At 35.8% G+C, this 26,677-nt stretch carries 18 protein-coding genes; 6 read left to right on the top strand and 12 right to left on the bottom strand.

The window, feature by feature from the left end:
• Nucleotides 1–5: 5 nt before the first annotated feature.
• The 7 genes from BC008_RS39125 to BC008_RS39105 form a co-directional block, all read right to left on the bottom strand.
• The gene (locus BC008_RS39125; protein ID WP_027841693.1) at nt 6–392 is read right to left on the bottom strand and encodes an immunity 22 family protein; all 387 of its coding nucleotides are present in this window, start codon (nt 390–392) and stop codon (nt 6–8) included.
• A gap of 29 nt (nt 393–421) precedes the next feature.
• A complete protein-coding gene (locus BC008_RS39120; protein ID WP_027841692.1) occupies nt 422–1,837 on the bottom strand; it encodes a sodium/proline symporter in 1,416 nt (471 codons plus the stop codon).
• 160 nt (nt 1,838–1,997) lie between these two features.
• The gene (locus tag BC008_RS39115) at nt 1,998–2,246 is read right to left on the bottom strand and encodes a hypothetical protein (protein WP_027841691.1); all 249 of its coding nucleotides are present in this window, start codon (nt 2,244–2,246) and stop codon (nt 1,998–2,000) included.
• A gap of 1,152 nt (nt 2,247–3,398) precedes the next feature.
• Complete coding sequence (locus BC008_RS50055) at nt 3,399–3,575, bottom strand: hypothetical protein (RefSeq protein WP_161938216.1); 177 nt, start codon at nt 3,573–3,575, stop codon at nt 3,399–3,401.
• A 255-nt stretch (nt 3,576–3,830) separates the two neighbouring features.
• Nucleotides 3,831–4,082 (bottom strand): hypothetical protein, encoded by a 252-nt coding sequence (locus BC008_RS48950; protein WP_153009738.1) that lies wholly within the window; start codon nt 4,080–4,082, stop codon nt 3,831–3,833.
• A 149-nt stretch (nt 4,083–4,231) separates the two neighbouring features.
• A complete protein-coding gene (locus tag BC008_RS39110; RefSeq protein WP_027845399.1) occupies nt 4,232–5,500 on the bottom strand; it encodes a proton extrusion protein PcxA in 1,269 nt (422 codons plus the stop codon).
• Nucleotides 5,501–6,000: 500 nt separating this feature from the next.
• Entirely contained in the window at nt 6,001–6,570 is a 570-nt protein-coding gene (locus tag BC008_RS39105) for an LbetaH domain-containing protein (RefSeq protein WP_027845400.1), read from the bottom strand.
• 1,567 nt (nt 6,571–8,137) lie between these two features.
• Here BC008_RS39105 and BC008_RS39100 point away from each other — a divergent pair.
• Complete coding sequence (locus tag BC008_RS39100) at nt 8,138–8,815, top strand: response regulator transcription factor (protein WP_027845401.1); 678 nt, start codon at nt 8,138–8,140, stop codon at nt 8,813–8,815.
• 1,230 nt (nt 8,816–10,045) lie between these two features.
• Nucleotides 10,046–11,338 carry a sensor histidine kinase gene (locus tag BC008_RS39095; protein ID WP_027845402.1) on the top strand — a complete coding sequence of 431 codons (1,293 nt, stop codon included), beginning with the start codon at nt 10,046–10,048 and terminating at the stop codon, nt 11,336–11,338.
• A 514-nt stretch (nt 11,339–11,852) separates the two neighbouring features.
• Here the strand turns inward: BC008_RS39095 and BC008_RS39090 are convergent.
• Nucleotides 11,853–12,140, bottom strand: coding sequence for a Mo-dependent nitrogenase C-terminal domain-containing protein (locus BC008_RS39090; RefSeq protein ID WP_082650733.1), 288 nt, complete (start codon nt 12,138–12,140; stop codon nt 11,853–11,855).
• A 157-nt stretch (nt 12,141–12,297) separates the two neighbouring features.
• A complete protein-coding gene (locus BC008_RS39085) occupies nt 12,298–13,929 on the bottom strand; it encodes a N,N-dimethylformamidase beta subunit family domain-containing protein (RefSeq protein WP_027845403.1) in 1,632 nt (543 codons plus the stop codon).
• A gap of 40 nt (nt 13,930–13,969) precedes the next feature.
• On the opposite strand from BC008_RS39085, the gene BC008_RS52365 reads away from it, so the two are divergent.
• Complete coding sequence (locus tag BC008_RS52365; protein ID WP_268768282.1) at nt 13,970–14,098, top strand: hypothetical protein; 129 nt, start codon at nt 13,970–13,972, stop codon at nt 14,096–14,098.
• A 208-nt stretch (nt 14,099–14,306) separates the two neighbouring features.
• On the opposite strand, the gene mgtE is transcribed toward BC008_RS52365, so the two are convergent.
• Nucleotides 14,307–15,704 (bottom strand): magnesium transporter, encoded by a 1,398-nt coding sequence (gene mgtE / locus BC008_RS39080; RefSeq protein ID WP_027845354.1) that lies wholly within the window; start codon nt 15,702–15,704, stop codon nt 14,307–14,309.
• A 565-nt stretch (nt 15,705–16,269) separates the two neighbouring features.
• Between mgtE and BC008_RS39075 the strand changes: the two genes are divergently transcribed.
• Complete coding sequence (locus BC008_RS39075) at nt 16,270–19,341, top strand: pentapeptide repeat-containing protein (protein ID WP_058184568.1); 3,072 nt, start codon at nt 16,270–16,272, stop codon at nt 19,339–19,341.
• Between the two features lie 320 nt (nt 19,342–19,661).
• On the opposite strand, the gene BC008_RS39070 is transcribed toward BC008_RS39075, so the two are convergent.
• Both BC008_RS39070 and ygfZ read right to left on the bottom strand, forming a co-directional pair.
• A complete protein-coding gene (locus tag BC008_RS39070; RefSeq protein ID WP_058184565.1) occupies nt 19,662–20,078 on the bottom strand; it encodes a hypothetical protein in 417 nt (138 codons plus the stop codon).
• Nucleotides 20,079–20,687: 609 nt separating this feature from the next.
• Entirely contained in the window at nt 20,688–21,704 is a 1,017-nt protein-coding gene (gene ygfZ / locus BC008_RS39065) for a CAF17-like 4Fe-4S cluster assembly/insertion protein YgfZ (protein ID WP_027845356.1), read from the bottom strand.
• Between the two features lie 393 nt (nt 21,705–22,097).
• Between ygfZ and BC008_RS39060 the strand changes: the two genes are divergently transcribed.
• Both BC008_RS39060 and BC008_RS39055 read left to right on the top strand, forming a co-directional pair.
• Complete coding sequence (locus BC008_RS39060; RefSeq protein ID WP_027845357.1) at nt 22,098–22,397, top strand: ferredoxin; 300 nt, start codon at nt 22,098–22,100, stop codon at nt 22,395–22,397.
• A 766-nt stretch (nt 22,398–23,163) separates the two neighbouring features.
• On the top strand, nt 23,164–26,677 hold a 3,514-nt coding region (locus tag BC008_RS39055), incomplete at its 3' end, for a DUF4347 domain-containing protein (protein WP_058184564.1).

Here is a 26,677-nt window from a genome sequence, read left to right as displayed (position 1 = left end):
TGAATTTAATTTATATAGCTAACTGAACCAAAATATTCCAGGTATAATTCTTCTGTTTCCCATGCTTTAACAGTTCCAGTGTATCTAAAATTAAATAATAAAATCACAGTATTAAAATTTTGATTGAGAGGACTAATAAACTCAGCAAACCTAGGAATAATTACACTATCATAGGAGAAACCTTTAAGAAGACCTTCGATATTGTTATCGGACTGTGCCAAAAATTCTGCTTCCCTGAAATCTTCATCGTAAAAATCGATTTCAAATGCTTTTGTAAAAGTAGAACCAGCAAAATCTCCATCTTCCGAATAAAAGATTTGTAAAATATTTTCTAAAGAATCCAGTGAATCTGTTTTTCCCAGCCACAAGGATACAATACCAACTTCTTCCATACAACTAACAAAATTGCCATTAAAAACAACTAGTTCTTCGCAGAACTTGTTTTATCAATAAAAAATTGACCAACCCAATATACTAAAATCCCGGCTAACATCCCAGGAAAGACTTCCGATATCCCAGTTGCAGTTTTAAAATTTAAGTTCCAAATTATAACTGATACCATACCCATACCCATCATCAGTAAAGCAATAGGGGTATCAATTGGTTTTTGCCATACCCTTACTATTAATAATGGTCCCAAAGCTGAAGCGAGTATTGACCAAGAAAAAATCACTAACGCAAATACATTGTTATTTTCAGCTAAAGCAATAGTCATAACAATTGCAGTCACACTTAAAGTTCCTAATTTTGCCAACTTATAAGACTTCGCCAACTGGGGAAAAATATCCTGGGTAAGGGCTGCAGAACATGAAAGAATTTGTGAATCTGCGGTAGACATAGTTGCAGAAAATAGTCCCGCTAGCATCAAACCCACAAATACTGCTGGTAATAAGCTCAATGCTAATTGTGGTAGTGCTAATTCAGTATCAGTCAACTGGGGTAAAAGAATTCTTGCAGTTAAACCAACGAAAATAGCGCTGAAAGAAGTAACTAAACCAGCAACTGTTTTTATATTACGAGCAAAAGCAACATTTTCAGCAGAGTCGATCGCCATTGCTCTTACCATAATATGAGGTTGACCTACTACACCAAATCCTGCAACTATCCACCCTAATAAAAATGGTACAAAACCAAGGGGTAATTTGGGGGGATTGAAACTTACCAATCCAGGATCTATGGATTGCAGCCCATTCCAGAATTCTCCAAACCCACCAATATTAGCAATCGCAACTATCAAAAGTAATAACAGAGAGCCAATCATCACAATTGCTTGTGCTGCATCTGTCCAAATTGAAGCGCGAATACCACCAGAGAAGCAATAGACGACAACAATTATCGTCCCGATAATTACGCCTAAATAGTAATTCCAACCAAATAAAACATTTAAAGCCTTACTTCCTGCAACTAACTGCGCTGCAGCATAGGTACCCAAAAAAGCAATGGTTATTAATGCTGAAACTATGGTGACCCAGCGATGATTACCAATACCATCGCCCAAAAAACCTGAAACTGTCTCCGAGGAAGTGTTTTCAGAAACCTCTCTTAAATCCCGAAAAAATAACCACCATGCAAGATAATCACCGATAGCCCAACCAATTGTCAGCCAAATTGCTGAAATTCCAGAATTATACGCAAAACCAACTTGACCAATAAACAAAAATCCACTTTGACCAGTAGCCATAGCTGAGAGTGCTGTCAACCAAGGGTTAACATTTCTATTGGCGAGCAAGTAATCAGCTGTTGTATCTTGTTTGCGGGTGGCTGAATAGACGCCAATTAAAGTAAATAATAGTAAAAAAGCAACAAAAGTGACTACAATCCATACTTGATTAGACATAGAAACCGGTCAGGATGGGAAATATAAATTTTATGACATTTATAATTGTTACCGATTTTGTTTCATCCACCAAAGTATGAATGAGACGTTATGTGGAACGCCCCAAGATTATTTCATTTCTCAAGATAATCTCCCAAGAAATACATATCCCCATTCACAACTACATCATTTTACGTGGGATGTGGGGGATAGTAATATCCGAATAACTAGGATGTACAACAATAAAGCGTTTTATCCCAATATCTAAGTTCGCTAGCATTTGAGCATCCTTAAGTATCAGCGCTCGTTTATCTGGATTTTGACAATGTATATAAATTGTTCTAGTTTGGGGGTCGAATTGAAAATGACAAACTCCCCACCAAGGAAATTTTTGAAGAAGGAATTCTAAAACTACCTGCATAAAGGTCATCTTTTATTAACCTCATTCTTCTGGGCATTGCAGTATGCTTTTATTCGTTAAAAAAGTTGCTGTTATTACAATAATCTTCATATCCGATTTATCTTACAGTCTCGTCTTTTATTTACTTAAAACACAATTTTTTTTGTTAGTAAAATATTATAATCATTTCTTAAAAATTATGAATATTAACAAAATATTTTCCTGTCTTTACCTTAGTTTTTGTTTCAGAAGCATTGATTTACCTAGATTTCGTAAGTTTTTAATCAAGAAAATTTATTTTTTATTACTATATATTATATTGGCAAATAACATATAAATGTAGATATTTTGAATTGTAAACATTATGTGAGAGATTTATTTGATTGTATAAATAGAGATAGTTTTTAAATTTGTTTTGTTAAATAGCAATATTTTTTTTCAGGATTGCTTATTCTACATTGGTTGTCAAATATTTTCTCGATCTGATTATTACAAGAATAAGGATTTTTTGGATTAAAAATATTCTAAGAAATTAGTTACGTTATTTTAAGAAAATGTATAATTTAAAACTAACATGTAAAATTTTGCCGATCTACTTCTAGTTCAGCGTTACTGCTTATACTACAGGTGAGCGCAGATTACTTTGACATCAACTTTAAAATAAACTTTTTTAAAATAAATTTTGAAATCAAGTACATCTAAAAAGCAAAAGCCCAACCGCAAAGATTATTCCACTCCTGACTTCTGTTAGCAAAGCGGTACGCTACTGCGCACAATTTTGACCGAAGGTCTTCGATCTTCTCTCGTTGTGACTCCTACAATTCTAAAACTAAATAAAAATCCAAGTGCAAACATGATCGGCAAAACAAACTAAAAACAAAAAAAGGAAGTAACGAAAAGTAAATTGTTAACAAATATCTAAGATTAAGAGTGTATTCTAGTAAAATATAGATTTTCAATATTCGTTCGCGACAATTCAAAATATCTACAATTTTGTTCGTAAAATTGTGGAGATAGTTTGCCTGAAAGGTAGAAACTGTTTGCCTCAAAGATATTTATACGTTCTTTCCGTAGTTTTTCTTGCAAATAGTTACTTATCCACAGGGTAATTTCTAAAGGTGGATGATTACTAATTTTCAACTGCTTATATTGACTAGAAGATATTAACTAAGCCAATTCTTGCTAAGCCAATTCTTGATTTATAGCTTCGCCTCGCAAATAGTATTTAGTTGCTATGTTAAAAGCTGCCACAAGTTTCATCGTAGCTTCTTTTTTGGCTTTATCTTCAGAATTCTTTTCTTCAATATAATACCAATTCAATAAATCATTGCAACAGATTCTCCGGTAGAGACGTTGCATGCAACGTCTCTACAAAATCTATCTGTCTCATTATTTTTCCAAATTGGTATAAATTGAAATTCCACGAGCTAGATTTCGGGAAGTACCACCAAACCTCCCCGTAATTTTTTTCTTCCTAAAAGCGATCGCGAGCCGTATTAGTACGAAGAGCTAGTAGTAAACTCAAAACAATATTTAAGCTAACTACAATATTACGAAAAACATCACTATCGCTGAAAATCGAAGTTTGGGTAAAGTGATTAATTATAGAGATTGTCAATCCATACACACAGGATAAGAAAAGCAATGCAAGAATAACAGGAATACAGTTACTGTTAAGCGTAAGCTAATCTGTAAACCATACAGGTGTTCCCCTGTATAAAGACGAAATTTTTCCTTGAATGACCTTTGCCAAAATCTTTTCTTCACCCCAAAAGAAGAACTGCTTCTAGAATAAGAAGCAGGCAAAACATTCTTCTTAGGTTTATAAACTTGGCGAGGATTATTTTTTCTCAGTGGTGCGACCATCTGCTAACCTTCGTCATTTTAAAAGATTTTATTACACTCGGGTTAGTAAATGTATCAATTCAAGAGAAAACTCTTACATACTTGTCATCTGTAGGTTATGTACGTTCAATTCGAGAGACAACTAATTTCCTGCCAAGAAAATGAATCAATTATTCGTTCATATCCTTGAGAGTCGCAACTGCAGATGGGGAAATCCGACTCAAATATCTGAATACCCAATACTTGAAGATAGTATCCAAGATAACCGGGAAGGTCGCGATGAAAAGATTAATCGCACTTCTATTTGGTTCCACACCTAAATGACCTGCGATTCCTTCAAGTAGTACATCCCATCCGTGTGGAGAGTGAAATCCTACAAAAATATCTGTGAACAGGATCAAGATAAAGGCTTTTGCTGTATCGCTCAAACCATAAACAAGATCGTCAAGAAAAGATTTAAGAACGATAAAATCTTTCCGTCTAACTAATGCTACAATCCCAAAGACAACAAGTGCGAACATATCAGCAAACACATTACTGACAGCACTGTTACTTTTTTCACGGAACTCTTCATTCAGTTCTTCTGCTTTCTCGGCTAATTTTTCTTCAATAGCTTCTTCAGAAAGTTCAGGAGATTTGGTAACAAAATGCTGAAACTCTAAAGTTTCCTTATAAGTATTCAACTCTTTGAAAGCTTCTTCCTTCATTTCATTGTGAAGGAAAGGTGAAGCATTATTGCTTTCTCTGAATTCCGAGACTATCGGGCTAATAATAAATTGCTTAGATACGTGCTGTGCAATCAGAGGTACAACTATTAAGATAATTGCAAACCTCAGGGCGATTCTGCTCTTAGCTTTAGAACTACGAAAGGTTCTAATATAATTCTCTTCGCCTTTGGGATTAAAATCAGTTTTCAATTTGCTAATTGTTCTACCTAATGATGTTCTACCTAACGAACTTTGAAAATCCCCCGCTGTATCCAACTCATCTAGAGAGGAAAATTCACCACTTATAGAGGAGTTACTAGAAGATCCACTCAAGAGGGGTACTATTGCAGCTGATGATTGGGAATCACTAGCTTTATATCTAGCAATAACTTCTTCAACCACCTTTAATTTAGAAATGTTCTGACGATCTAATTCGCCAAGAACAAAACTACTAGCTTTAAACTCAGCTAATCTCAGTTTTGCAATTGTTAAATGCTTATCAACATCTGCTCGTATTACAGAGGATAAAACAGTACTTTCTGAAACCGCATCAGAAGTAATTGTTTCACCATAAAAGTATTCGTCTTCTAAATCTTTTATTTTTAGAGTACACTCGTATGCTTTCTCCAGAGAACGTTCCGGAGTTCGAACAATCCTGCGAGTTGTAAAACTGAAATACTCTTTGACTTTTCCTATCAAATATGCCTGCTTCTTAGGAGGACTAGAAGTCATGAGAAAACTCCCGTGGAATCAATCAATAACATCCTGACTTTTGAACGGATTGAACTAATAATTCAAATGGTAAGAAGCATCCCGAACGCCACAATTAAACCTGTAACTCGGCTCGGCTGGTAGATTAATTTGGACGGTGATGAAATAAAAAGTTTTGATAGAGAGTAATCTATCGATACCGGTAATTCTTTGTTGGTACTTATGTTTTCCATCGGAATAATAGGGATCGCTAAAATCTGAACTTTACCTTACCTCTCAGGTTCAGACCGAGTACAAACTGTAGAAACTAGCTGCTATTGATGACTTTTAACCTGGGAACTGTCATGATATCTTCTTCCTAATGTATGGACCCGCTATCAGCCTAGATTTTAGGTCTTTAGCTTTTTAGTGCAGAAAATTTGATCGCTGCTGCTAGTTGTCTCTACCATTCAGTTTGAAGAGATTTTGACAGACTGACGTCACTCCATTTAACCAACAATTAGAAATAACAGAAGTTCTGTTTAAGCTGCTTGAGCAGTTTGATTTTCTTCGTGTTGGTAACCAATAGCTAATTCTTGATTTACATGTACTACTGCATTATTCAGACTATTGACAGGATAAGTACTAGCGATCGCAGACAGACTATCGGATTTTTCTCGTGTAGACTGCATTCCAACAAAGGTATAATGGCCAAATTTAGCTCGAACTTGTGCTTGACATTGATGAGCTAGGGAAACAGGTTTATCAATATAGACTTCATCAAGTTTCCCATTGGCTTCCACTATAGCTTCTTTAAGAAACTCACCATTTTGATAACTTCTTAGTACATCATGAATTAAAACACAGTCTCGCATATTTACATCATCACCGATCCACATTAGTTCAACTTCATCACCTAGTAAAGATGGAGTAGGTTGAACCATTAATTGCTTACCGGATAAAACATTACCGTCTACAGTAGCTAAGGGATGAATGTAAGCAGTAGAATCTACTATTGGCTCTTCGATTTTTTCCGCGCCACAATAAGCACGGAGATTGGCTTGAATACGAATATTGTACTGGTCATGACTCAGTGCAATCATACTATTCATGTCAAAATCTCTTTGCCTCCCAAAAATTTGGGGCTCTGCAGTCGTTGCAAAATTAGTCGTTATCTCAAGGTTAAAATCACTGAGAATCAAAAAATATACCTCGAGTAATTCTAATTTTGAAGTACAAGTAAAATACTTTCCACGGAGGAAAGTCAAGCGTAAAATTTACTTGTACTTGCCTGTTATATTTAAATACCCAAAAGGTGACAAAAACGGGACAAAGATATAAAAAAATGAGAACGTCGGCATAATTTTAACTGACATTAATCAATTTAAATCCCTGTCATTGACAGATATTCAGCAATTCTGGCATTTATTTTTATAATTTCGTCGTCATCGCGACACAAACTTTGTTTTACACCAAGATCTTTTTCTCTCAGACATTTTGTTGAATACTCCAACAACTTAGCGCTAATTTTTGCAAGCTAGGTATTTTCAAAATCGCTTTTATGCCTGTCATTAACTATTATCACCCTACGGTTGATTTGCATTATCGCCAAAAGTTTCTCTGAATTTGAGATATGTATGCTGTCAATTTTCAAGTGACTAATAAACATTTGACTTTGACTTCAATATGTATGCATTTCCGAACCGGAAGGTGAATGTAAGCAATGTTAACGTTCATATGTAAAGAGTTGTCGACTAAAGCTCAATAAACCTAAACTGTACCTACTATCTATGCTCTGCTCAATCCATTATTGAATTTAATTTCAAAAACTATAGACAGTATCTAAAGTGTCACATATATAGTTAGACACAATAGAATATATAGCAGAGTCAGGCAATTGCTAAAATACTGCTCGAAAATCAATGCGCAATTTTCTTTGTTTTAAGAATAACGCCGAGATTTTCACATGATTTATATAAAATAACTCGTTTCGCTTATTATTTTTCAAAACTTATTAAGAAAATATATATAGTTTTCATAATAAAAAACAATCATTGGTATATTGACTCAGAATATTGGACATGCATTTTAAATATTGAATACTAGATTTAGATTATTTGATTTAGCGCCTAAACACCTTTCACATAAGGCTGATGGACATATCTTAATCAATAAAAAACAAATGATGACATGTCGCTAGGCAGTTAAAAACATGACGAATAAATAACTTAATTTTTTTGAGCGACTTGGTAATATCTACCTGAAATCTATATTGAGATAGGGATATTTATCTGGGAGCGATAGATTTTAAAGTTGGGGAAATAATTAGTTTGTTACGCCAAGACTAAATCTTGAATTATCGCAAGACAAGTTTTCTGTTAATGTTTATAACTACCCTTGTACACCTCAACTTGTAAACCTTTGACTTACAAAATTTCAAAGTATGTACGGTTAGAAAAGTGTCCCAAGGAATAAAATTACAAAAACTATTGATTGTAATGTTACTGATGTGAATAAGCGTTTTATCGCTAAATCAATTCCAAAATCGTTATATATATTGCGTTTTGCAGGAGTCTATCTAGTTTTCAATTGCACCAATTTTATTTGCAGAGCCACACATTAAATCAGCTATCTGCATCTTGTTTTTTGAAATGTTGACGATCAAGATATTTATTAACTATGAAAATATTGCTAGCAGAAGATGATTGTTGCGTTGCTCAGTCGCTTACAGCAGCACTTGCCGAACAACATTACCAAGTCGATGTAGCTACTGATGGACAAAAAGGCTGGGAGTTCGTTAAGGCTTTTTCATATGACTTATTGCTGTTAGACGTAACATTGCCTAAGCTTGACGGAATTAATTTATGTCAGCAACTGCGTTCTCAAGGTTACAGAATGCCTGTGATGATGTTGACAGCACGGGATACTGCAGCGGATAAGGTTACAGGTTTGGATGCAGGTGCGGATGACTATGTGGTCAAACCATACAATTTGCAAGAATTATCAGCTCGTATCCGTGCCTTATTACGTCGAGGAAGTAACCCATTATCAACAGTTTTAGAGTGGGGTAATCTGCATGTAGATCCTAACCTCTGTCAAGCAGTTTATGAAGAAAAGCCACTTTCTTTAACACCGAAAGAATATCGCTTGTTGGAATTATTGGTACGCTCCGGTCACAGAGTTTTGAGTCGTAGTGCGATACTAGAGAATTTATGGTCTTTTGATGAACCACCGACAGAGGGTGCTGTTAAAGCTTTGGTTAAGCGGTTAAGACAAAAGCTTAAATCAGCTGGTGCAAGTAATGACTTTTTAGATACGGTTTATGGTTTTGGTTATCGTCTAAAAGCTTATTCTTAAAACTTGCTCGATTATTCGGACATACTATGATATGTGATTATTCAGTTTCATAACGTCAATCATATATAATGTTTTAATTTGATATTACTTTATTCCCTTTCTGGGGATTTTTTTTTGCTCTTTTTTCAAGATTTAGAAGTTTTAGATTTGAAGCTTTTAAAATTTGCAAGTTTAGTAGTGAATGTTGAAAGTAAGGTTGTGAAGCATTGAAGTTATATTTTCTGCTAAATCATCACCATTTTTTATTCGAAGAAACTTAAAAGCATCGTAAATTAAATTGCTTTTTTGCCTTTGAAGATAGTTAGCATTGAATCGAGATTTATTCAAATTCAAGCTTTTTGCTCGAGTAAAGATTCAAGTTTTCGGTATATACATCCAGCTGAAAATATTCTAGTCACATGTCACATAATTTTGTATAAGCTTTTAAAGTAATAATTTCGTTGAATTAAAAGTTGGTGAATCAAAATACGACACTCAAAAATTATATGTTATTAATTTTATGTAATTTCTATGACAAAAAATCTTAAACATGGGGAAAATTATAACTAAACAATAATGAAAATGCAATTCTAAGTAGCTTTTATGGGGATTAGATGAATTTTAATTTTCTAATGTTATTTTTCGATATCGAGATTTAAAATCTTAAATTTAAACATATCGAGGTAAAATTCATAGAAAATATAACAAAAAAGCTAACATTGGGATTGACAAAATACGAATTATTTTTGTTCAAAACTTATTTTTACTAGCTAGCGATCGCTAAAAAATGAAAGCAAGATTACATTCATAAATTTGAAGTTGAAAATAGAAGCGCAACAAGCAAAATCATTGAGTATCAAAAGAAACTTTGTCCCAGGGAAAAGGTGTTTAGGCCATATAGGTATAATTTGTTTTTGTGTTTAATTCTAAAGTAAGGATTTGGAATAGCACAGTACATAAGGAATGTATTAAATACAACTTTTTTTAAAATTAAAAAGATATTTCATGTTTATAAGATATTAATTTTTAGAATTCATGGAAAAACAATTAATACATGATTTTTAATGGCTTGATCTCAGTAAAACAGTCCAATTAGAAACTCTTATTTGTTTCCGTAAAATAGCGAATACTGCAATAATTTATTACCCCTTTATTAGCTAAAAAGTCGTACAATTCTTGTAGATAACTGGAGTATCTAATCACCGTGTAGTGTAACGAGGTCTTATGGCTTGGGCTAAAGTTTTAAAAACCATGGAAAACAAAGTATCTAATTCTTTGTCATGGCGTCTTTGGATTGCTTATATCGTAGCAATGTCAGCCATATTTGGGATATCAGCAGTCGCAGTTTACAGTGTGTTTCACAGATCCTTACAAAAAGACCGAAACGAACACCTACAGACATTGGCTCAAGCTGCTGTTCCCAGTTTGGATAGAATTAAGACTAAAGGAAATGAGTCTTTGCAAAGAGATCTTCCTTGGCGTAGTCTTTTTGAAAAAGGTCAAAGTTTAGAGTGGTTTGACGCTGATGGAAAGCTTTTAGCCCGTGAGGGAGGAGATTTCCCTGATATTCCGTTAGTTAAAAATTCTGTTCCTGTTCGTATCCATGAAGGCTCTCCTCTAATTCAAAAAGATGGGAAACTAACTTCTGTGTCTATTGCTGTGTATGCGGATAGTGAAGACCAGAAAACCCTGAACTTGGAAGGCTATATTCGCGCGAGTGAATCTAATAAGGCTTTAGCTTCAAGATTAGATCAACTACAGTTGGGCTTAAAAATAGGCGGTATGACAGCCCTTATTTTAATTAGTATTGCTAGTGGAGTACTGACAATTGTAGTACTTAGACCAATCAAGAAAAGTTACCAGCATTTAAGACAATTTACTGCTGATGTTTCCCACGAAATAAGTAATCCTCTCACTGCGATTATCACTACCGTTCAACTAATGGAAAGTCATTCAGAGGAGTTACCTGTTGATTTCGTTAAAAAGATTTCAACCATTAGTAGTGCTAGCGAGCAAATTAAACACCTGATGGAAGATTTACGCTTTCTATCGCAAACAGATTCCCAAATTCGTCCTTCAGCCTTAGAGTATCCCACTATTCCCCTTGATGAGATACTTGAAGATATCGCCGACAACTTTGAAACTCAAGCTTATAACAAGGAATTAGGTTTCGAATTTCATTTGTCCCCTGATGTATCTATCAAAGGTGATTCTCACCAGTTAAAACGTTTGTTCTCCAATTTACTGGAAAATGCTATCAAGTACACTACCAGTGGTGGAATAGTTAAAGTGTTTCTTGAGAAGCACAAAAGATTTGCTGTTGTTCGGGTGGAAGATTCTGGAGTTGGTATACCGCAGGAGTACATTCCTTACATTTTTCAGCGTTTTTGGCGAGCAGAGAATGCTCGTAGCTACGATAAAAATGGTTTAGGACTAGGACTCTCTATTGTTCAAGCAATTGTCAAAGGACATAAAGGAAAAATTGAGGTTGATAGTAAGGTTGGGGTTGGCAGTAGATTTAATGTATATTTACCGTTAGTTTAGTAATTTCCTCTATCCTTAAATGCCATATTTTGAAACCTAAGCAGCGGTATTGAAATCTTTGCTGAAGAGATATTTTTTTCGCGCTCTTCAAGCAAATTTACCTATGTTCCAGAATAAGCTCAAGTTTTTAAACTTCTAGGTAATTTAAACTTCTAGGTAAACTTACAGCAAAAGTCGAAATCAGAAAGAAAAGAAATAGAAATAATCTACAAAGAATATTGAGATTAGTTATTTTGTTAACCTCAAAATTCTAAAACTCAACTTAAAAAACAATTATATAAATTATAAAGCCACAACGAAATAGCAAAGTGGCTTATTTCTATACTTTTTAAGTTTTGAGATGTGAGTTCAAAGGAAAGCTATAAAAAGCTTATAGGATTTAAAGTTCAGTTTGTTAATTTTAAAATTTGAACTATAAATTTATTTTAGAACTCAGGTTAGTCTTTCCTTATCGGTGCTGTGACTTCAGCTATGAGCAAATTATGATGACCCGTAGTAATTCAAAGAAAGACAATTACACGTAAGAATTAATATCCAAACCACACTCATCTGCTAGATAAGATAAAGCCCTAAAACGCAAACTTACTAACTCTTCGTAAAATGGATTAATTTTACATAGAGGTGGAATGTAAATAACTACTTGAGGAAGTAGTTCAATTTCACGTTCAAATGGACATGTGGATGGAATAAGATTACATAACCGGTGAGCTAATTGAGGATTATCAATCTCCAAGTTTTCAAGCCAACTGCGTATGGGTGCAAGTAATTCTAATTTTGATAAAAAGTGAATTGGAATTATCATTGAACACCTATGCCTCAATTACGATTGTGTACTGAGATTTACGTTTTTTATCTTGAACAATAGTAAGGACAGTTGAGTAACAAATTGAGGACGCAAAAGTGACAAGAAAGAGACAAAAAAGTTAGGAGTAAACTTACCGGTGCAATTAACTAATCAGTTAACCAATCATTCGCTCGATCGCATTACGGGTAATTTGTTGTGCGTCAAGATTTGTGAGAGATGGACGTAAATTTGGTGCATTATAATCATCCAGTCCCCAACTCCATTGGATGGAACCAGTCGCAAATACTATTGCGCCAGATGTCGCTTGATAAACTGTCATATCTGCATACCTAGTATTACCCTTGTAGGTGTATGGCGAATGGGCAACAATTGTAGTATTTGCAGGAGCGTTACCAAACATTCTGTCTACCTCATATCCTAAAAGTCCTTTGAGTTTTAGGATCTGAGGTAGCTGACTATGTAACCCTTTCTGAGATGCTTGAAGATTATTTGGCTTTAACTGAGTGTTGGCGATCACCCATTCCGGCGCATTTTGATTGATAATAATATCTGCATTTACCTGAAAAGTTTCGTACATGACCCCTATCAAAGCATCTTCGGGACGATTCAAAGGCTGGTTTCGCCAACGAGTTGTAATTAAATAATCATTATCCAAATTGCTATCTCTCGTAAATGGGTCTAAAGCAGCACTTTCTTTGTACGAAACTATGGTACGATTAATATCTTTGGTAATTTTGCTCGGCTCGAAGCGAATTTGCCAATAGCAGGTATTAGCAGAAAAAAAGCCTAAACTCAGACCTTTATCCCTAGCAACTTCGACATTGTGTCGCATTTGCCAAGACCAATATTCATCGTGTCCAACGGAAAAGAAAGCTTTATGCATTGACAGTATGCGTTTTCCTTCTCTAACAACTCGATGATTTTCGTGTGTATCTATATCTGTACAGTAACTAACATCATAACCAGATCGTTCTAACCAGCGTACCATATTATATTCCCAACCTGCATTAGAAGTTCGACGTTGGGGTTGAAAGTTAGTCAGAAATTCGCCCGCACCTACTCCATAAGCAGCTGCTGGGTTCGGACTAGCAGCATAAGGACGATTGAAAGAAACTTTAGTTGCTTGTTTCCCCTTGGAGTTCCAACGGTAAAGGGACATACCACCCCAATTATTATAAGCTTGATAGGTTGTGACGCTAGTTTGAAACAAAATGTCAGAACTTCGTTTATCATCGCGAACTACGAAATTTATGTAGCTTTGTTTACCAGTTTGACTACCAGTCAACTTAGCTAAATAAACACCACTAGTCCATTCTGTGGGGTCTTGAGGATTTTCGGGTATTTGCAAAACATAAGGTTGCAGCCAATCACATTCAATTAATCCAGTTGCTTGATCGATAATTGGTGCTGGTTGTTTAATTCCTTTACGAATAATTTTAGGTGTTACTTGTCTTGCACCTTTACCGGCATACCATCCCATCCGAAAAATTTCAATAGTATAAGTGGGGTCTTGTGTATTGACAAATAGCTCGATCTGCGAGCCGCGATCTACACTTGTTAGGGAGGCATAACCTTCTATTTCATGGTTTGTAGCTGGGTTGTTCAAGTGCCAATTATCACTACCTGTTTTTTGGTTTTCAATAACTATGGGATTATTTGGTAAGGTTACTTGAGGTTTATTTTTTGCCCAATTAACATCTAAAAATATTAAACCAAATGAAATGAGAATAACTAGCAATCCGATGAAAGGATTAATGATAGATCTTAACCTTTTAACAATAAACATTTAATTTGTATTTTTATATTTTTGAGCTTTTTGATTTATTTTGTCATTTCTACATGTAGATAAAATAGCAGTAAAATTAGCTTTTCTTTATATAAAGATAGCTGTTGATGATTTACAGCAGAATTCAGGAGTCAGAAGACAGGAGTCAGGAGTAGAATCTGCTTTATAACTGACTTTCAGTTTTTGAACTGTACCTCACTTAGTTGCAATCCGCTATATTATTAATTTGTTACGATTCAAACTTGATGTCTAACAACTAGAAGGTTTAAGCTGGAAAATTTAAGCTGGAAGATTTAAGTTTATATATTTAATTTTAAATATTTAATTTGAAGATTTAATCTTAAGATGTAATGCGAACATTTCAATCAAATATAAACTTAAATATTTAAGATTAAGCGTGCTAAATTAAAGTAAATTAAAACCCCCGCTACATCTACTGCAGTGGTAATAAATGGTGCTGACATCAACGCTGGATCCAAACGAAGCAAGCGAAACAAAAATGGTAATGCCGAACCTGACACAGAAGCTAAAATTGATATTGCTAACAAACTGCAGCCAACAACAATAGCTATAGCTAAATCTTTTTGCAGCATAACAGCCCAAACAGTAGCAATAACACCCAACATACCTCCCAATAAAGCACCTGCTAATGCTTCTCTCCCAACCACTTGAAGTGCTCCAAATGAGCGAAGCTCTCCAGTATTCATACCCCGAATTACTACTGTAGAAGACTGAGCGCCCACGTTACCCCCAGTACCTGTTAACAGGGGTATAAAAGCTGCAAGCTTCACAACTTTTGCCAAGATATCTTCTTCTGCTGTAATAATTGCTCCCGTAACAGTGTTAGTTACTAACAGTACTAGAAGCCAGACAACTCGCTTACGAGCTACTTTGAGCAAATTAATTTGGAAATAGTTATCACCACTTGATTGTACACCACCACCAACAGCATAAATATCCTCAGTATTTTCTGCTTGTAGAATATCAATTACATCATCAACTGTTACAATACCTACCAACCGTTGTTCTCTATCTACTACCGGGACAGCTAGAAAATCATAACGTTGAATTAATCTTGCGACTTCTTCTTGATCGGTATCTGTATTGACAAAAACTACCTCACGGGTCATGATTTCGCCAATCGGTTTATTGGGGTGTGAAATTACCAACTCCCGTAATGATACGATCCCGCTCAAGTGCAGAGCATTATCCGTGACGTATAAGTAATAAATGATTTCACTGGAATCCGCCAGTTGACGAATTCGTCCCAGAGTTTGTTCTACTGTCAAATGTTCTTTGAGGGAAATTAACTCTGGGGTCATGATTCTTCCAGCTGTCCCTGCTTCATAACCCAAAAGTTGAGCTGTAGCTTCTCTTTCCGTGAGGCTTAATTCTTCCAAAAGACGGTTGACAACTTTTGCAGGTAGTTCGTCAAATAATTTTGCACGATCATCGGGTGACATTCGATCTACAACGTCCCGGACTTCCTGAGAACGCAGTTCTGAAATTAATCTTTCCTGAATGCTGTAATCCAGATATTCGTAAACTTGGATTGCTTCATCTTTAGAAAGTAAGCGAAAAGCTAAAGCATGCATTGCTTGTGGTAAACCTTCAACAGCTTCAGCAATATCTGCAGGTTGGACGGGTATCAAAATGGCTTTTGCACCTGCTAGGTCTCCAGCTTCAAGCAACATTTGTAATTGCGCTCTGACTAAATCCCGTAGTTCTTGACGTGATAAATCTATGCTAGATGTTGTATTATTTGTATCGCTCACGGTCTATTTCCCTAATTTTGAGCCAAAGTATTAAATATTCATTATTATCTCAAGACTATATCCACTTCCGATAACAGCAAAGTTTGCCATACTTCTTGTCTAATAAGAAAATATCTCTATAAGCTAGTTTACACAAGACTTTCAAGTAAAAGCTTCAAAGTTTTTTTCGAGCGAAATTTTTGATTGGGTTGGAGCAAAATTTAATTTGCAGTTTGGGGGTTTTACTGATGTGAGAATGTTTATAGAATTTATTAGTCCTAATGTGTTCAAGTATCACCATTAGGTCTTGGTAACAAAATGTGCAATTTTTGCGGTTATTTTTCTAAGTGTATTAACTGATGTTTTACTTGTAACTAGCAACTTGATTTAACACTAAAAATGATTACACAAAACATAAAATAAAATTGAATTATGTAATTACTGCAAATAAAGTGTGTTTTATGTGTAAAATCAACAAGTATTACATCAAAAAAATATTTTTAAATGACAATAAATACAAAAACTTTTCATACTTTACTGGGTATTTTCGTTAATCTCTAAGTAAATATATGGGGGCGACTTAGAGATGACAAATCAGCAAAAAAATTTAGAAAAGTTTTTTCATAAAGATATATTGCAAGCATTAAAAGATAACAGCAAAAAGATTGATATCATAAATAATGATATTAGCAAAATAACCTCTAGTGCAAGTCTAGAATTAGCTATAAAGCTAGGCTTCATTGAGAATTCAATTGAGATTAAAGATATCTCCGTAAATGGATTTTCAATTGCAGGAATAGCAACAGAAGGAATAAAATTTTATCGCGATAATATTGAGGGACGTCCAAGTTTAGAGGAATATGCATTAATTGCTGGTAGGTTAGCTTATATAGAAAGCTTCGAAAATATTTTGCTAACAACAGCAAACCAATTCGTAATAAATCAAATTTCGAAATTAGTAGTTTCTCAAGAATATACAAATATAGAAGATAATTTAGAGTTTGAACTTAGGATGCTAGATCCTAATAAAACGATTCATTGCTTCCGCGAGACTAAAATTGCTAAATACTTCAACAAGAATTGTTTTGCTTTATTAAAAAATGCTGGTCTAACAACATATGAGACAAATACTCTAATACAAAGAATAGCTTGGAATGCCCAGCGATACATAGATATAGCTTTGAGTAGTATTGCAGGTTTGCAAACAAGATATTTTGGATTGCGCAAGAGTACTTGGCGTAAAAGATTGATAAAGTACCAGATTATTGATAATTACCTAGAGTCACATATTGGTAAGCTATCTCAGCAAACGATGTTTACGGAGCAATTTACTTTACAAGATATCTACGTTCCTCTAAAAGCACAGCGACTAAATAAGAAAGGTCAAATAAATAAACAACAATTACCGATTGACTTAGAAAGTTGGACATTAAATCTACTTCAAGACCCAAAGAAGCAAGATAAAATCATTTGGATTCAAGCAGAAGCAGGAAAAGGTAAGACAGTATTTTGTCGTATATTTGCCGAGTATATCAGGCGAAATTTACATCCTGTTTGGACACCAGTTTTAGTGAATCTAAGAGATATAAAGAAGGTAGAACAAAAGTTTGAAGATACATTGAAAACAGTTCTTGATAAAGATTTCTGTATTGCTCATGATGATAATTGGTTAAAAGAGAAAAATACTCGCTACTTATTTTTACTTGATGGTCTTGATGACTTACTACTCCAAGATAGAAGTAGTTGTAATTTAATAGAATTTATTAGTCAAATAGCAACCTTTCAAGAAAAATGTCAACAAAATCCTGGAGAACTTGGTCATCGAATATTAGTAACTACTAGAAGTTCAGTTTTACAAAGTCTTGAAAGTAATTTACCAACGAATTTAGACAGAGCAAAAATTTTGACGATGGATAACCATATCCAAAAGAAATGGTTAAATAATTGGTCAGCACAAGTTGGAACAGAACCGGCTTTAGCATTTCAACAATTTCTCCAAGATAAAAACTGTCCCAATATAGTTCAAGAATTAGCACAAGAGCCTCTACTACTATATTTATTGGCAGCTATTCATCGAAATAGTGAATTAACAGGAGAAATGTTTGAATGTACTAACTCAACCCAAGCAAAAATCAAGATTTATCAAGAAGCATTAAAATCTGTTTTTGCACAACAGAAATATTCAATTGAGTTTATTCATAAAAGTTTGAGTGAGTTTTTGTCCGCTGTAAACCTGAAAACTAAACTAGAAGAATGGATAACACCAGGTATATGTTCTACTGGATTTCACGTCCCCCAAAACATAATGGATTCGGAACTCTATGATTGGTTGGGATGCGATATTTTAACACCAGAAATAGTGGATTATTTGATGGTTTTGTTAGCTCAGGAATTTAGTCTTAAACCAAGTTTACACGTAAGTTCAAGATTTGATATCCCTTTAATCAAGCTGAGTATGGGGAATAAAGAGAAATCTTTGAGTGTGACTCCAGTCAAGAATGGTAATAAAATTAAAGATTTTTCATACATAAGAAGTAGTCGGGAAGTAAATAATAAAATTCCTGAACCAATACAACTATTTGAGCGTATAGAAAATTTTCATCAAAAATGGTGCGAGGGAGAATTTATAGATACCCACGAACAAAACTTACCTCAGAAAAAATCATTACAACTGCATTTAGAAAATATTCACTTAGGACAGCGTCAAGTTGATATTTATGTAGGATTAAATATCACCATATTGCTTTTAGAATTGCAACGAGTTAATCACAAACAAGAGCATTTAAGAACAAAAATTATCTTTAATCCATCTACTCCAACAGATAAGATAAATTCTTGGAAATTTCAACTTCTCCGCATTATTAATTATAGTGATTTGATTCATCCAGGAACCTTTAACAGCGTGGTTGGACAATTTCTCAGGGGTGCAGACCTTAGTAACATCGACTTAAGGGGTGTATCTCTGAGTGGTGCAAATCTTAGAAGTGCAGACCTAAGAGGTACATATTTGAGGGGTGCTGATTTGAGCAACGCATACCTCAATGGAGCAGATCTTAGTGGTGCGGATTTGAGTGGTATTAACCTAAGGGGTGCATATCTCAGGGGTGTTAATTTGAGTGGTGCAAATCTTATGGGAGCAGATTTGAGTGAATCCGATTTGAGGAGTGCGGATCTTAGGAATATAGATCTCAGAGGTGCATATTTGAGTCGAGCTAATCTCAGAAGTTCAGACCTGAGTAACATGGACCTTAGAGGTGCACAGCTGGAGGGTGCAAATCTTGAAGGTGTAAATTTAAGCAACGCAAATCTCGGTGGTACAGATTTCAGAGGTGCGCAATTGAATAACGCAAACCTTAGAAAAGCACAATTAAGTAATGCAGATCTCAGAGGTGTACGGTTAAGTAACGCAGACCTCAGGGGTGCAAAACTCAACAATTCGAATTTTAGGGGTGCACATTTGAAAGGTACGAATATCAGTAATGCAGATCTTAGTGGTGCAGATCTCAGAGGTGCTCGTTTGCTTGAAGCGCAATTAAGTGATAGTTTTTTGGGAGATATTAATTGGAATAAGGATACTAAGTGGGAAGGTGTGCGGAGTTGGAAGACCGCACATAAAGTACCAGAATCTTTAAAACAACAATTAGATTTGCAGTTATAGCCCAATACGGTTCCGTTAAGCATTTTCGTAGGTTGGGTTAAGCGACAGCGTAACCCAAGAAAATCTGATTATTGTTGGCTTTCCTCCGTCAAGCCAACCTACTTCAATCTTGAGATTTAGCCTTAACTGAACTGTATTGAATTATAGCTAATATGGTTTGGGAGACCTCTATAGAACAATAGGGTTAATTTAAAGATTTATTAGCAATAATAGGACTTATGCAACGTTAGCATAACGTGTCCGTAGGACATAGATTTGTAATTGCGTAAGTCCTGAATTAATAAGAATAAAATGAAAAATATCCACTAAGAAAACTAATTTCAAGCACCCCAATCTTGACAATCTTCTTTCATCTCAATTGGATGTACTGCACAAGGTAAAAGAGGATTATCTGAATAATACTTACACTTGGTACAGCGATATGGAATATTAGGTTTTTCAAATACTTCTATATTTTGGGTTTCGGGTATATCTTCGGTATGTCTGTCGGTAATTGTGTCATATATTGTCGCAACAGCTGCACAACCAGAAATCCCAGCAATTCCTAATAATGCAGTATTAGTTCCTAAGTATATTGATTTATTGATTAGTTTGCGGTGTGGTTTTAAAACTTCTGCAAGAAATATTACGAGATTAGAAGAAAGCCCAGCACTGAGAAATAAAATACCCGGAACAAATATTGCCATGACCGAGACCAAAACCATTCCGGGAAGTAATTTTTCTCTAAACCAATTCATATTTTTATAGTTATTACAAAAATGATTAAATATTTATAGTCAAATCTTCTAAAATCAAATTTTTAATCGTAAAAATTCTGAGGATGAAACCTTTGATAATCAAATTTTTTATAATCAAATTTTTTATAATCAAATTTTTTATAAATTGAATATACATTTTACTCTTTCAAATATTTCAACACCCTTAAGGTAAATATTTTTAAACTATAGAAACCTAAAGTATAGAAATCTAAAGTATAGAAAATATCCCGACAATAAAAATATAAAACTTACTGCTCGCAACTTCAAAAATAGAAGTGGAGAATATTTCTAACAGGTTTATACCTATTATTTTTGGTAAGTTCCTATTTTATTGAGTATAGATTACGGACTCATAAGTATTGAAAAATCACTAAGTTTTAATTTGACGGTAAACCCAATTAAATGTGAGTGTCACCATTTAATCTTTAATTCATTGCGAATAATGTGTCAATATTTTTACCAGTTTTTTCGCAATATTTTTGATTTGTCTCAGCTTTGCACGCGCAGCGTCATATTAGACGCCCGCGTTAATAAGCACGGTGAATGAGATTAACTGCTTACTTATGGGAATTCATAACCCTTAACTCTTTATTCTGCGTTATCGTCCGGATAATTGTGAGAAACAAAGGGAATTTCTACGACTTCTCCTTCTGTATCTCCAACTTTCACTTTTAATCCTACACCACCGGCTTTGGTACGTATGTATCCTAGCCCAAAGTGTCCTTCTGAGGTTTCGGTGTAGCTAGTAAGTTTACCAACTTTTTGGTCTTCTGCAAAAATAACTGCACCTGCTTCGACTGGGGAATTAAGTCGAATACCCCAAAGACATTGTTTTACACCTTTATATGTATTCAAGCGAGCGATAGTTTCTTGACCTATATAACAACCTTTATCAAAAGAAATTGTTTGCCATAAACCTGCTTCTAGGGGATTATAATCATCTGTTAATTCTTGTTCTGGTGCTGGACGTCCTTCAATAATTCGTAATGTTTCCCAAGCATTTTCACTCAGGGGAACTGCACCATTTTCAATGATTTTTTGCCAAATGGCTTCTTTCTCACTTGCTGGGATAATTAAAGTATATCCGGGAGATGCTAAACCACTTCCTACTGCTATTATTCCTTCTGTATTATCTGTGTTACCCAAAGAGAATGAAATATGGTTTCCGTGGGGTTGACCGATAATTTCTTTTGCACCTAGTTGTTCTGCGATCGCATCACTACCCGTACCAATTATACTCAAAGTTGCTGTTTCGTCGGTAACATCGGTTAACTGTACTTTATCCGCAAAGAAAATATATCTATCTAACCATTGAAATAAAAACTCTCGTTTTTGAGGTGAGACTAACAATAAAACGGCATCATCAGTTACATAAGCACTTGCTAAATCAATTGTACGAGCGGTGGAATTAACAAAAACAGTATCGCATCCCTGACCTGATTTTAGACTTTGAAAATCGTTAGTACTTTGGTTATGTAAGAAACGCAAGCGGTCATCATCAGATACTTTGATCCGTCCCCAATTACTGCGATCGCATACTGCAACTCCTTGAGTTATTACTTGAATTGCTGCTGTGTCATTTCCCTTTTGGACTAATTCAGACATGGTTTTTAAGAGGATCCTGCATTGCAAATGCTATCAAATCAAGGTTTTTCGCTTCAACAAGAATCTATAGGTAATTCAGCGACTCAACATAATTCCAATGTATGGATGCGATGTGATGCAAATATACAGACGTGACATGAAACTAATGTACAAAGGATCGATGAGGGATGTTACATAATAATGCACTACACTACATACAAAATAAGACTTGTAGCAACGTTTAGGTGTAGGATAAATAAGTATAAATTCTGTGTGTACTGTTCAAAAACAAAACAAAATTTATGATTGGTCTTTACCAGACTAAAACCTGAAGACTTAAATTTGAGTCTTCAAAAATTTTAAACCGTTTTTTACACCAGTTTTTTTTCGATTCTTAAATAAGAGGATAAGAACGTGGCAACTTACAAAGTTACATTAGTCAATGAAGCAGAAGGATTAAATACAACTATTGATGTTCCTGACGATCAATATATTGTAGAAGCTGCTGAAGAACAGGGTCTTGACTTACCTGTTTCTTGTCGTGCTGGTTCTTGTTCCACTTGCGCGGGTAAAATTGTTTCTGGAACTATAGATCAATCCGATCAGGTATTTCTAGATGACGATCAGATTGGTGCTGGTTTCGTCTTAACCTGTGTTGCTTATGCGACTTCTGATTGCACTATCCAAACTCATCAAGAAGAAGAAATTTACTGAATATTAGCAATCATATTTGATTTATGAATAGATCAATCCTGTAGAGACATTGCAGAGCCTGCGGCGTCGGCGTTAGCCTCTGCAACGTCTCTACAATATCGAAATATCGATTCTCACGAATGATTTAGGATTGCTTATATCCCACCACATTATTAGTTCTAAAGTATTGTAGAGACGCGATATATTTCCCTGCGGGAATGCTCTTGAAGACCTCGTCTCTGCAATCTTTTGTAGGAAAAGAGCAGAAAATACAGGTTATTTTAAGTATAGTGATGGGTAAAACTTTCTAGCGCATTTTATGAAGTATTACTGTATTAACTCACCTAAGTATTTGTACTATATAAAACATTCTAATTGATCTCATTATTTTCATGGACACGTAATCTCAGTAATTATTCTGATGTTGTATGTGATACATAAAATTATTATCGAGATGAGAATTATATTGGCTTGGCGTACTTATTGTGCTTAAAAATAAAATATTAAATATACTGAAATGCTCTTTAGCTAAATTGTACTTAGTGTTGCCAATATCACTATGTAATTTTGGAATTATATCTTCATATCAATATAAAGATAGATTATTGTGTCGCGAGTCTTAGATTGCAGGAAATCTGATATCTCTGGTTCTCGTATCTCTACAACATCATTGGAATTTATTTGAAAAGGCTGTTTACTTAAATTCTGCCTTAATTTTTTGTATCAATTAAATCATAAATATTGAAGATCGATTTTCGAGTTTATTCAATCATAGGTTTTGCATATCATGACTGTTGACACACAAGTTTTGCTTCAGGGTAATAAGTTTCAAGAGATTCGGACCCAAGAAATTCAACCCCAAGAGATTGCTTTTTTTGACACTACCGTTAAAGATTATCAAAGTTTAATTGCGGGTTTGCGATCGGGTATTGAAGTAGTTATTCTCGACCCAGAAAAAGATGGTGTTAAACAAATAACGACTGTTCTGGCAAATCGCTCCAATATTGCCAGGATTCATGTTATTTCCCATGGTTCGCCTGGTTGTTTGTATCTTGGTAATACTGAATTAAGCCTTTCTAGTCTTAATCTTTATGCTGAATATTTAAAAAGTTGGTTTAGAGATAAATTATCTAATTCCCAACTTCTTCTCTACGGTTGTAATGTTGCAGCAGGAGATGGTGGGGAAGAATTTATAACCAAGCTTAGTCATATTACTGGAGCCGAAATCGCCGCATCTGAAACACTGACTGGAAATCTAGTCCTGGGTGGCAACTGGAATCTAGAATTCACCACAGCCGATTTTGAAGTTCCTCTGATTTTTCATTCAAAAGCAATAGTAGCTTACCAAGCTGTTCTTGCCATAGATGTCACCAGCCCCACGGATCGAGGGTGGAATGCTATCACGCCTTCGGGGGCAAATGCCTACGATTTTGCTCAAGATCAGCAGACAGGAAGTACGGAAAGTGACTTGACAGGTGATGCTGGTAACCCCATGTTTTATCTCCAGTTTGATGGAGAAGGGGACGCAGGACTGACCAACGGAACAATTGCTTTCCGACTTCGAGTAGGTGAAGATGGTAACCCATCAGGCTTTTCTCGTAACCTATTTATCGGAATTGATGTCACTGGCGATGGGGCTGTAGACCTTTATGTTGGGGTTAATAACCAGGGTAGTACAGATAGTCTTGCAATTTGGGATCCTGGTACGGGCGCTAATAATTCGCCATCAACCACAACAATTGTTTCACCACCTTTATTAACTTATGCACAAACTGCTGACAATTACAATTTCTCTCCTGTTGATAGCACCATCGATCCAGGTATTACTAACACTGATCTCAACGGTGACAGCGCTAACGATTACTTCTTAAGTTTTAGTATCCCTTTCAGTGACATCGTTACACAATTAGCCACTCTTGGGATAACAGGGGTTGATGAGACAACAGCAGTCAGCTTTGTTGTGGGCACTGCAACCCAAGATAATTCCTACAACCAAGATATTGGTGGTATTGATGGGGGAATTAATTTAGATACAACTTGGACTGATTTAGGAGCCATCAGTAACCCTATCCGTTTTGATGGCAGTACTCCAAACAATCCACCGGTAGGTGTAGCTGATACAAGCACTACTCAACAAGAGACTCCTGTAGTCATTGATGTCGCTGCTAACGACACAGACAGTGAGGGTACAGTAGATCTCACCACAGTTGCGATTGATAATGGACCTGGTAATGGTACTACCGCCATCAACCCTATCACAGGTGAGATAACTTATATTCCTAAGGCTGGTTTCACTGGTACTGACACCTTCACCTATACAGTAGAAGACGATGCAGGTGATGCCTCTACTCCAATTACAGTTACCGTAAATGTCACTCCAAGCGATACTCCCGCAGTTACTATTCCTGTAACAGAAAATATAACTGACGTCGCGAATATTACTATAGAAGACCCAGATGGTGACACATTGACATACAGCATTGGTGGTGGAGATGACGCTGGCTCTTTCACCATTAATCCTGAAACTGGATTGCTCAGCTTTAAAACTGCTCCAGACTTCGAAGATCCAACTGACACCGATGGGGATAACGTCTACGAAGTAGAAGTTATAGCCACTGACCCTGATGGAAACACTATCCTTCAAGCAGCAAACATTGAAGTAACCGATGTTGATGAATCAGAACCAACAGCACTAAAAGTTACTATCACCGAAGATGCTGATGATGATGGTGTAATCAGTCTTGATGAACTGGATGGTGATATTAAGGCTGTTGTAGAATTACCAAGTAATGCAAAAGTTGGTGACACCTTAGTAGTTACTGACCAAGGTGGTATAGAACTCTTCAACGAACCCATTACTCAAGAGCATATTGATAATGGCGTAGCTGTAACTACCACTGCACCAGAGGATGGTTCTCCAGTAAACATCACAGCGACCTTAAATGGTGATACAGCTAATGATGTAGCAACAGTCGAAACTCCAACTCCTGTGGGAATTATCACCGTACAAGAAAATATAACTGATGTTGCGAATGTTACTGCAGAAGACCCAGATGGTGACACATTGACATACAGCATTGGTGGTGGAGATGACGCTGACTCTTTCACCATTAATCCTGAAACTGGATTGCTCAGCTTTAAAACTGCTCCAGACTTCGAGGATCCAACTGACACTGATGGGGATAACGTCTACGAAGTAGAAGTTGTAGCCACTGACCCTGATGGAAACACCATCCTTCAAGCAGCAAACATTGAAGTAACCGATGTTGATGAGTCAGAACCAACAGCATTGAAAGTTACTATCACCGAAGATGCTGATGATGATGGTGTAATTAGTCCTGATGAATTAAATGGTGAAGTTGACGCCATTGTAGAACTACCAAGCAATGCAGTAGTAGGTGACACCTTAGTAGTTACGGACCAAGGTGGTACAGAACTTTTCAATGGACCTATTACCCAACAGCATATTGATAATGGCATACCTGTAACTACCACCGTACCGGAGGATGGTTCTCCAGTAAACATCACAGCGACCTTAAATGGTGATACAGCTAATGATGTAGCAACAGTCGAAACTCCAACGCCAGCAGCAACAATTACCGTACCAGAAAACAGAATTCCTGTTGCTAACGTTACTGCTACAGATCCAGAAGGTGACCCCTTAACCTACAGTATCGGTGGTGGAGATGATGCAGATTCATTTACCGTAGATCCTGAAACTGGATTGCTCAGCTTTAAAACTGCTCCGGACTTCGAGAATCCAAGCGATACCGATGGGGATAATATCTATGAAGTAGAAGTTGTAGGTACTGACCCCGATGGAAACACCATCTCTCAACCGGCGAACATTGAAGTTACCGATGTTGATGATACAGTAATTGCTTCACTGTTAATCACCTCACCAGAAACCACCGACGATACAACACCAGAAATCACCGGTACCGCAGAACCTGGTATCACAGTAATTCTGGAAGTAGATGCTTCGGATGACGGTACACCAGAAGCAACCTATGAAACCATTGCTGACGACGAAGGTAACTGGAGTGTTGATTTAGAAACTGCAACACCAACAGACGGTACGACCCCTGTATTAAATGGTGGGGACAAACCTCAAATCAGTGTGACAACAGTTGATGACGATGGTAATGTTAGTGACCCTGTAACTCAAAAACTCACTATTAATCCTTTGGTTCCAGATACACCAATTGCTCCGGATTTAGCACCAAGTGATGACAGTGGAGTTGATGATGCAGACAACATTACATCAGAAACCACACCAACATTCACTGCTCCAGCAGAAA

Source organism: Mastigocoleus testarum BC008 (assembly GCF_001456025.1).
GTDB lineage: Bacteria > Cyanobacteriota > Cyanobacteriia > Cyanobacteriales > Nostocaceae > Mastigocoleus > Mastigocoleus testarum.
Note: the sequence above shows the minus strand (reverse complement) of the source record. Positions and strands in the feature narration are given on the sequence as shown.

Excerpts from the sequence above, each read along its gene's own strand:
- BC008_RS39085 (WP_027845403.1), bottom strand. The coding sequence starts at position 13,929 with ATGTTTATTGTTAAAAGGTTAAGATCTATCATTAATCCTTTCATCGGA.
- BC008_RS39115 (WP_027841691.1), bottom strand. The coding sequence starts at position 2,246 with ATGACCTTTATGCAGGTAGTTTTAGAATTCCTTCTTCAAAAATTTCCT.
- BC008_RS48950 (WP_153009738.1), bottom strand. The coding sequence starts at position 4,082 with ATGGTCGCACCACTGAGAAAAAATAATCCTCGCCAAGTTTATAAACCT.
- BC008_RS39095 (WP_027845402.1), top strand. The coding sequence starts at position 10,046 with ATGGAAAACAAAGTATCTAATTCTTTGTCATGGCGTCTTTGGATTGCT.
- BC008_RS39090 (WP_082650733.1), bottom strand. The coding sequence starts at position 12,140 with ATGATAATTCCAATTCACTTTTTATCAAAATTAGAATTACTTGCACCC.
- ygfZ (WP_027845356.1), bottom strand. The coding sequence starts at position 21,704 with ATGTCTGAATTAGTCCAAAAGGGAAATGACACAGCAGCAATTCAAGTA.
- BC008_RS39075 (WP_058184568.1), top strand. The coding sequence starts at position 16,270 with ATGACAAATCAGCAAAAAAATTTAGAAAAGTTTTTTCATAAAGATATA.
- BC008_RS39125 (WP_027841693.1), bottom strand. The coding sequence starts at position 392 with ATGGAAGAAGTTGGTATTGTATCCTTGTGGCTGGGAAAAACAGATTCA.
- BC008_RS39105 (WP_027845400.1), bottom strand. The coding sequence starts at position 6,570 with ATGAATAGTATGATTGCACTGAGTCATGACCAGTACAATATTCGTATT.
- BC008_RS39120 (WP_027841692.1), bottom strand. The coding sequence starts at position 1,837 with ATGTCTAATCAAGTATGGATTGTAGTCACTTTTGTTGCTTTTTTACTA.
- BC008_RS50055 (WP_161938216.1), bottom strand. The coding sequence starts at position 3,575 with ATGCAACGTCTCTACCGGAGAATCTGTTGCAATGATTTATTGAATTGG.
- BC008_RS39070 (WP_058184565.1), bottom strand. The coding sequence starts at position 20,078 with ATGAATTGGTTTAGAGAAAAATTACTTCCCGGAATGGTTTTGGTCTCG.
- BC008_RS39110 (WP_027845399.1), bottom strand. The coding sequence starts at position 5,500 with ATGACTTCTAGTCCTCCTAAGAAGCAGGCATATTTGATAGGAAAAGTC.
- BC008_RS39100 (WP_027845401.1), top strand. The coding sequence starts at position 8,138 with ATGAAAATATTGCTAGCAGAAGATGATTGTTGCGTTGCTCAGTCGCTT.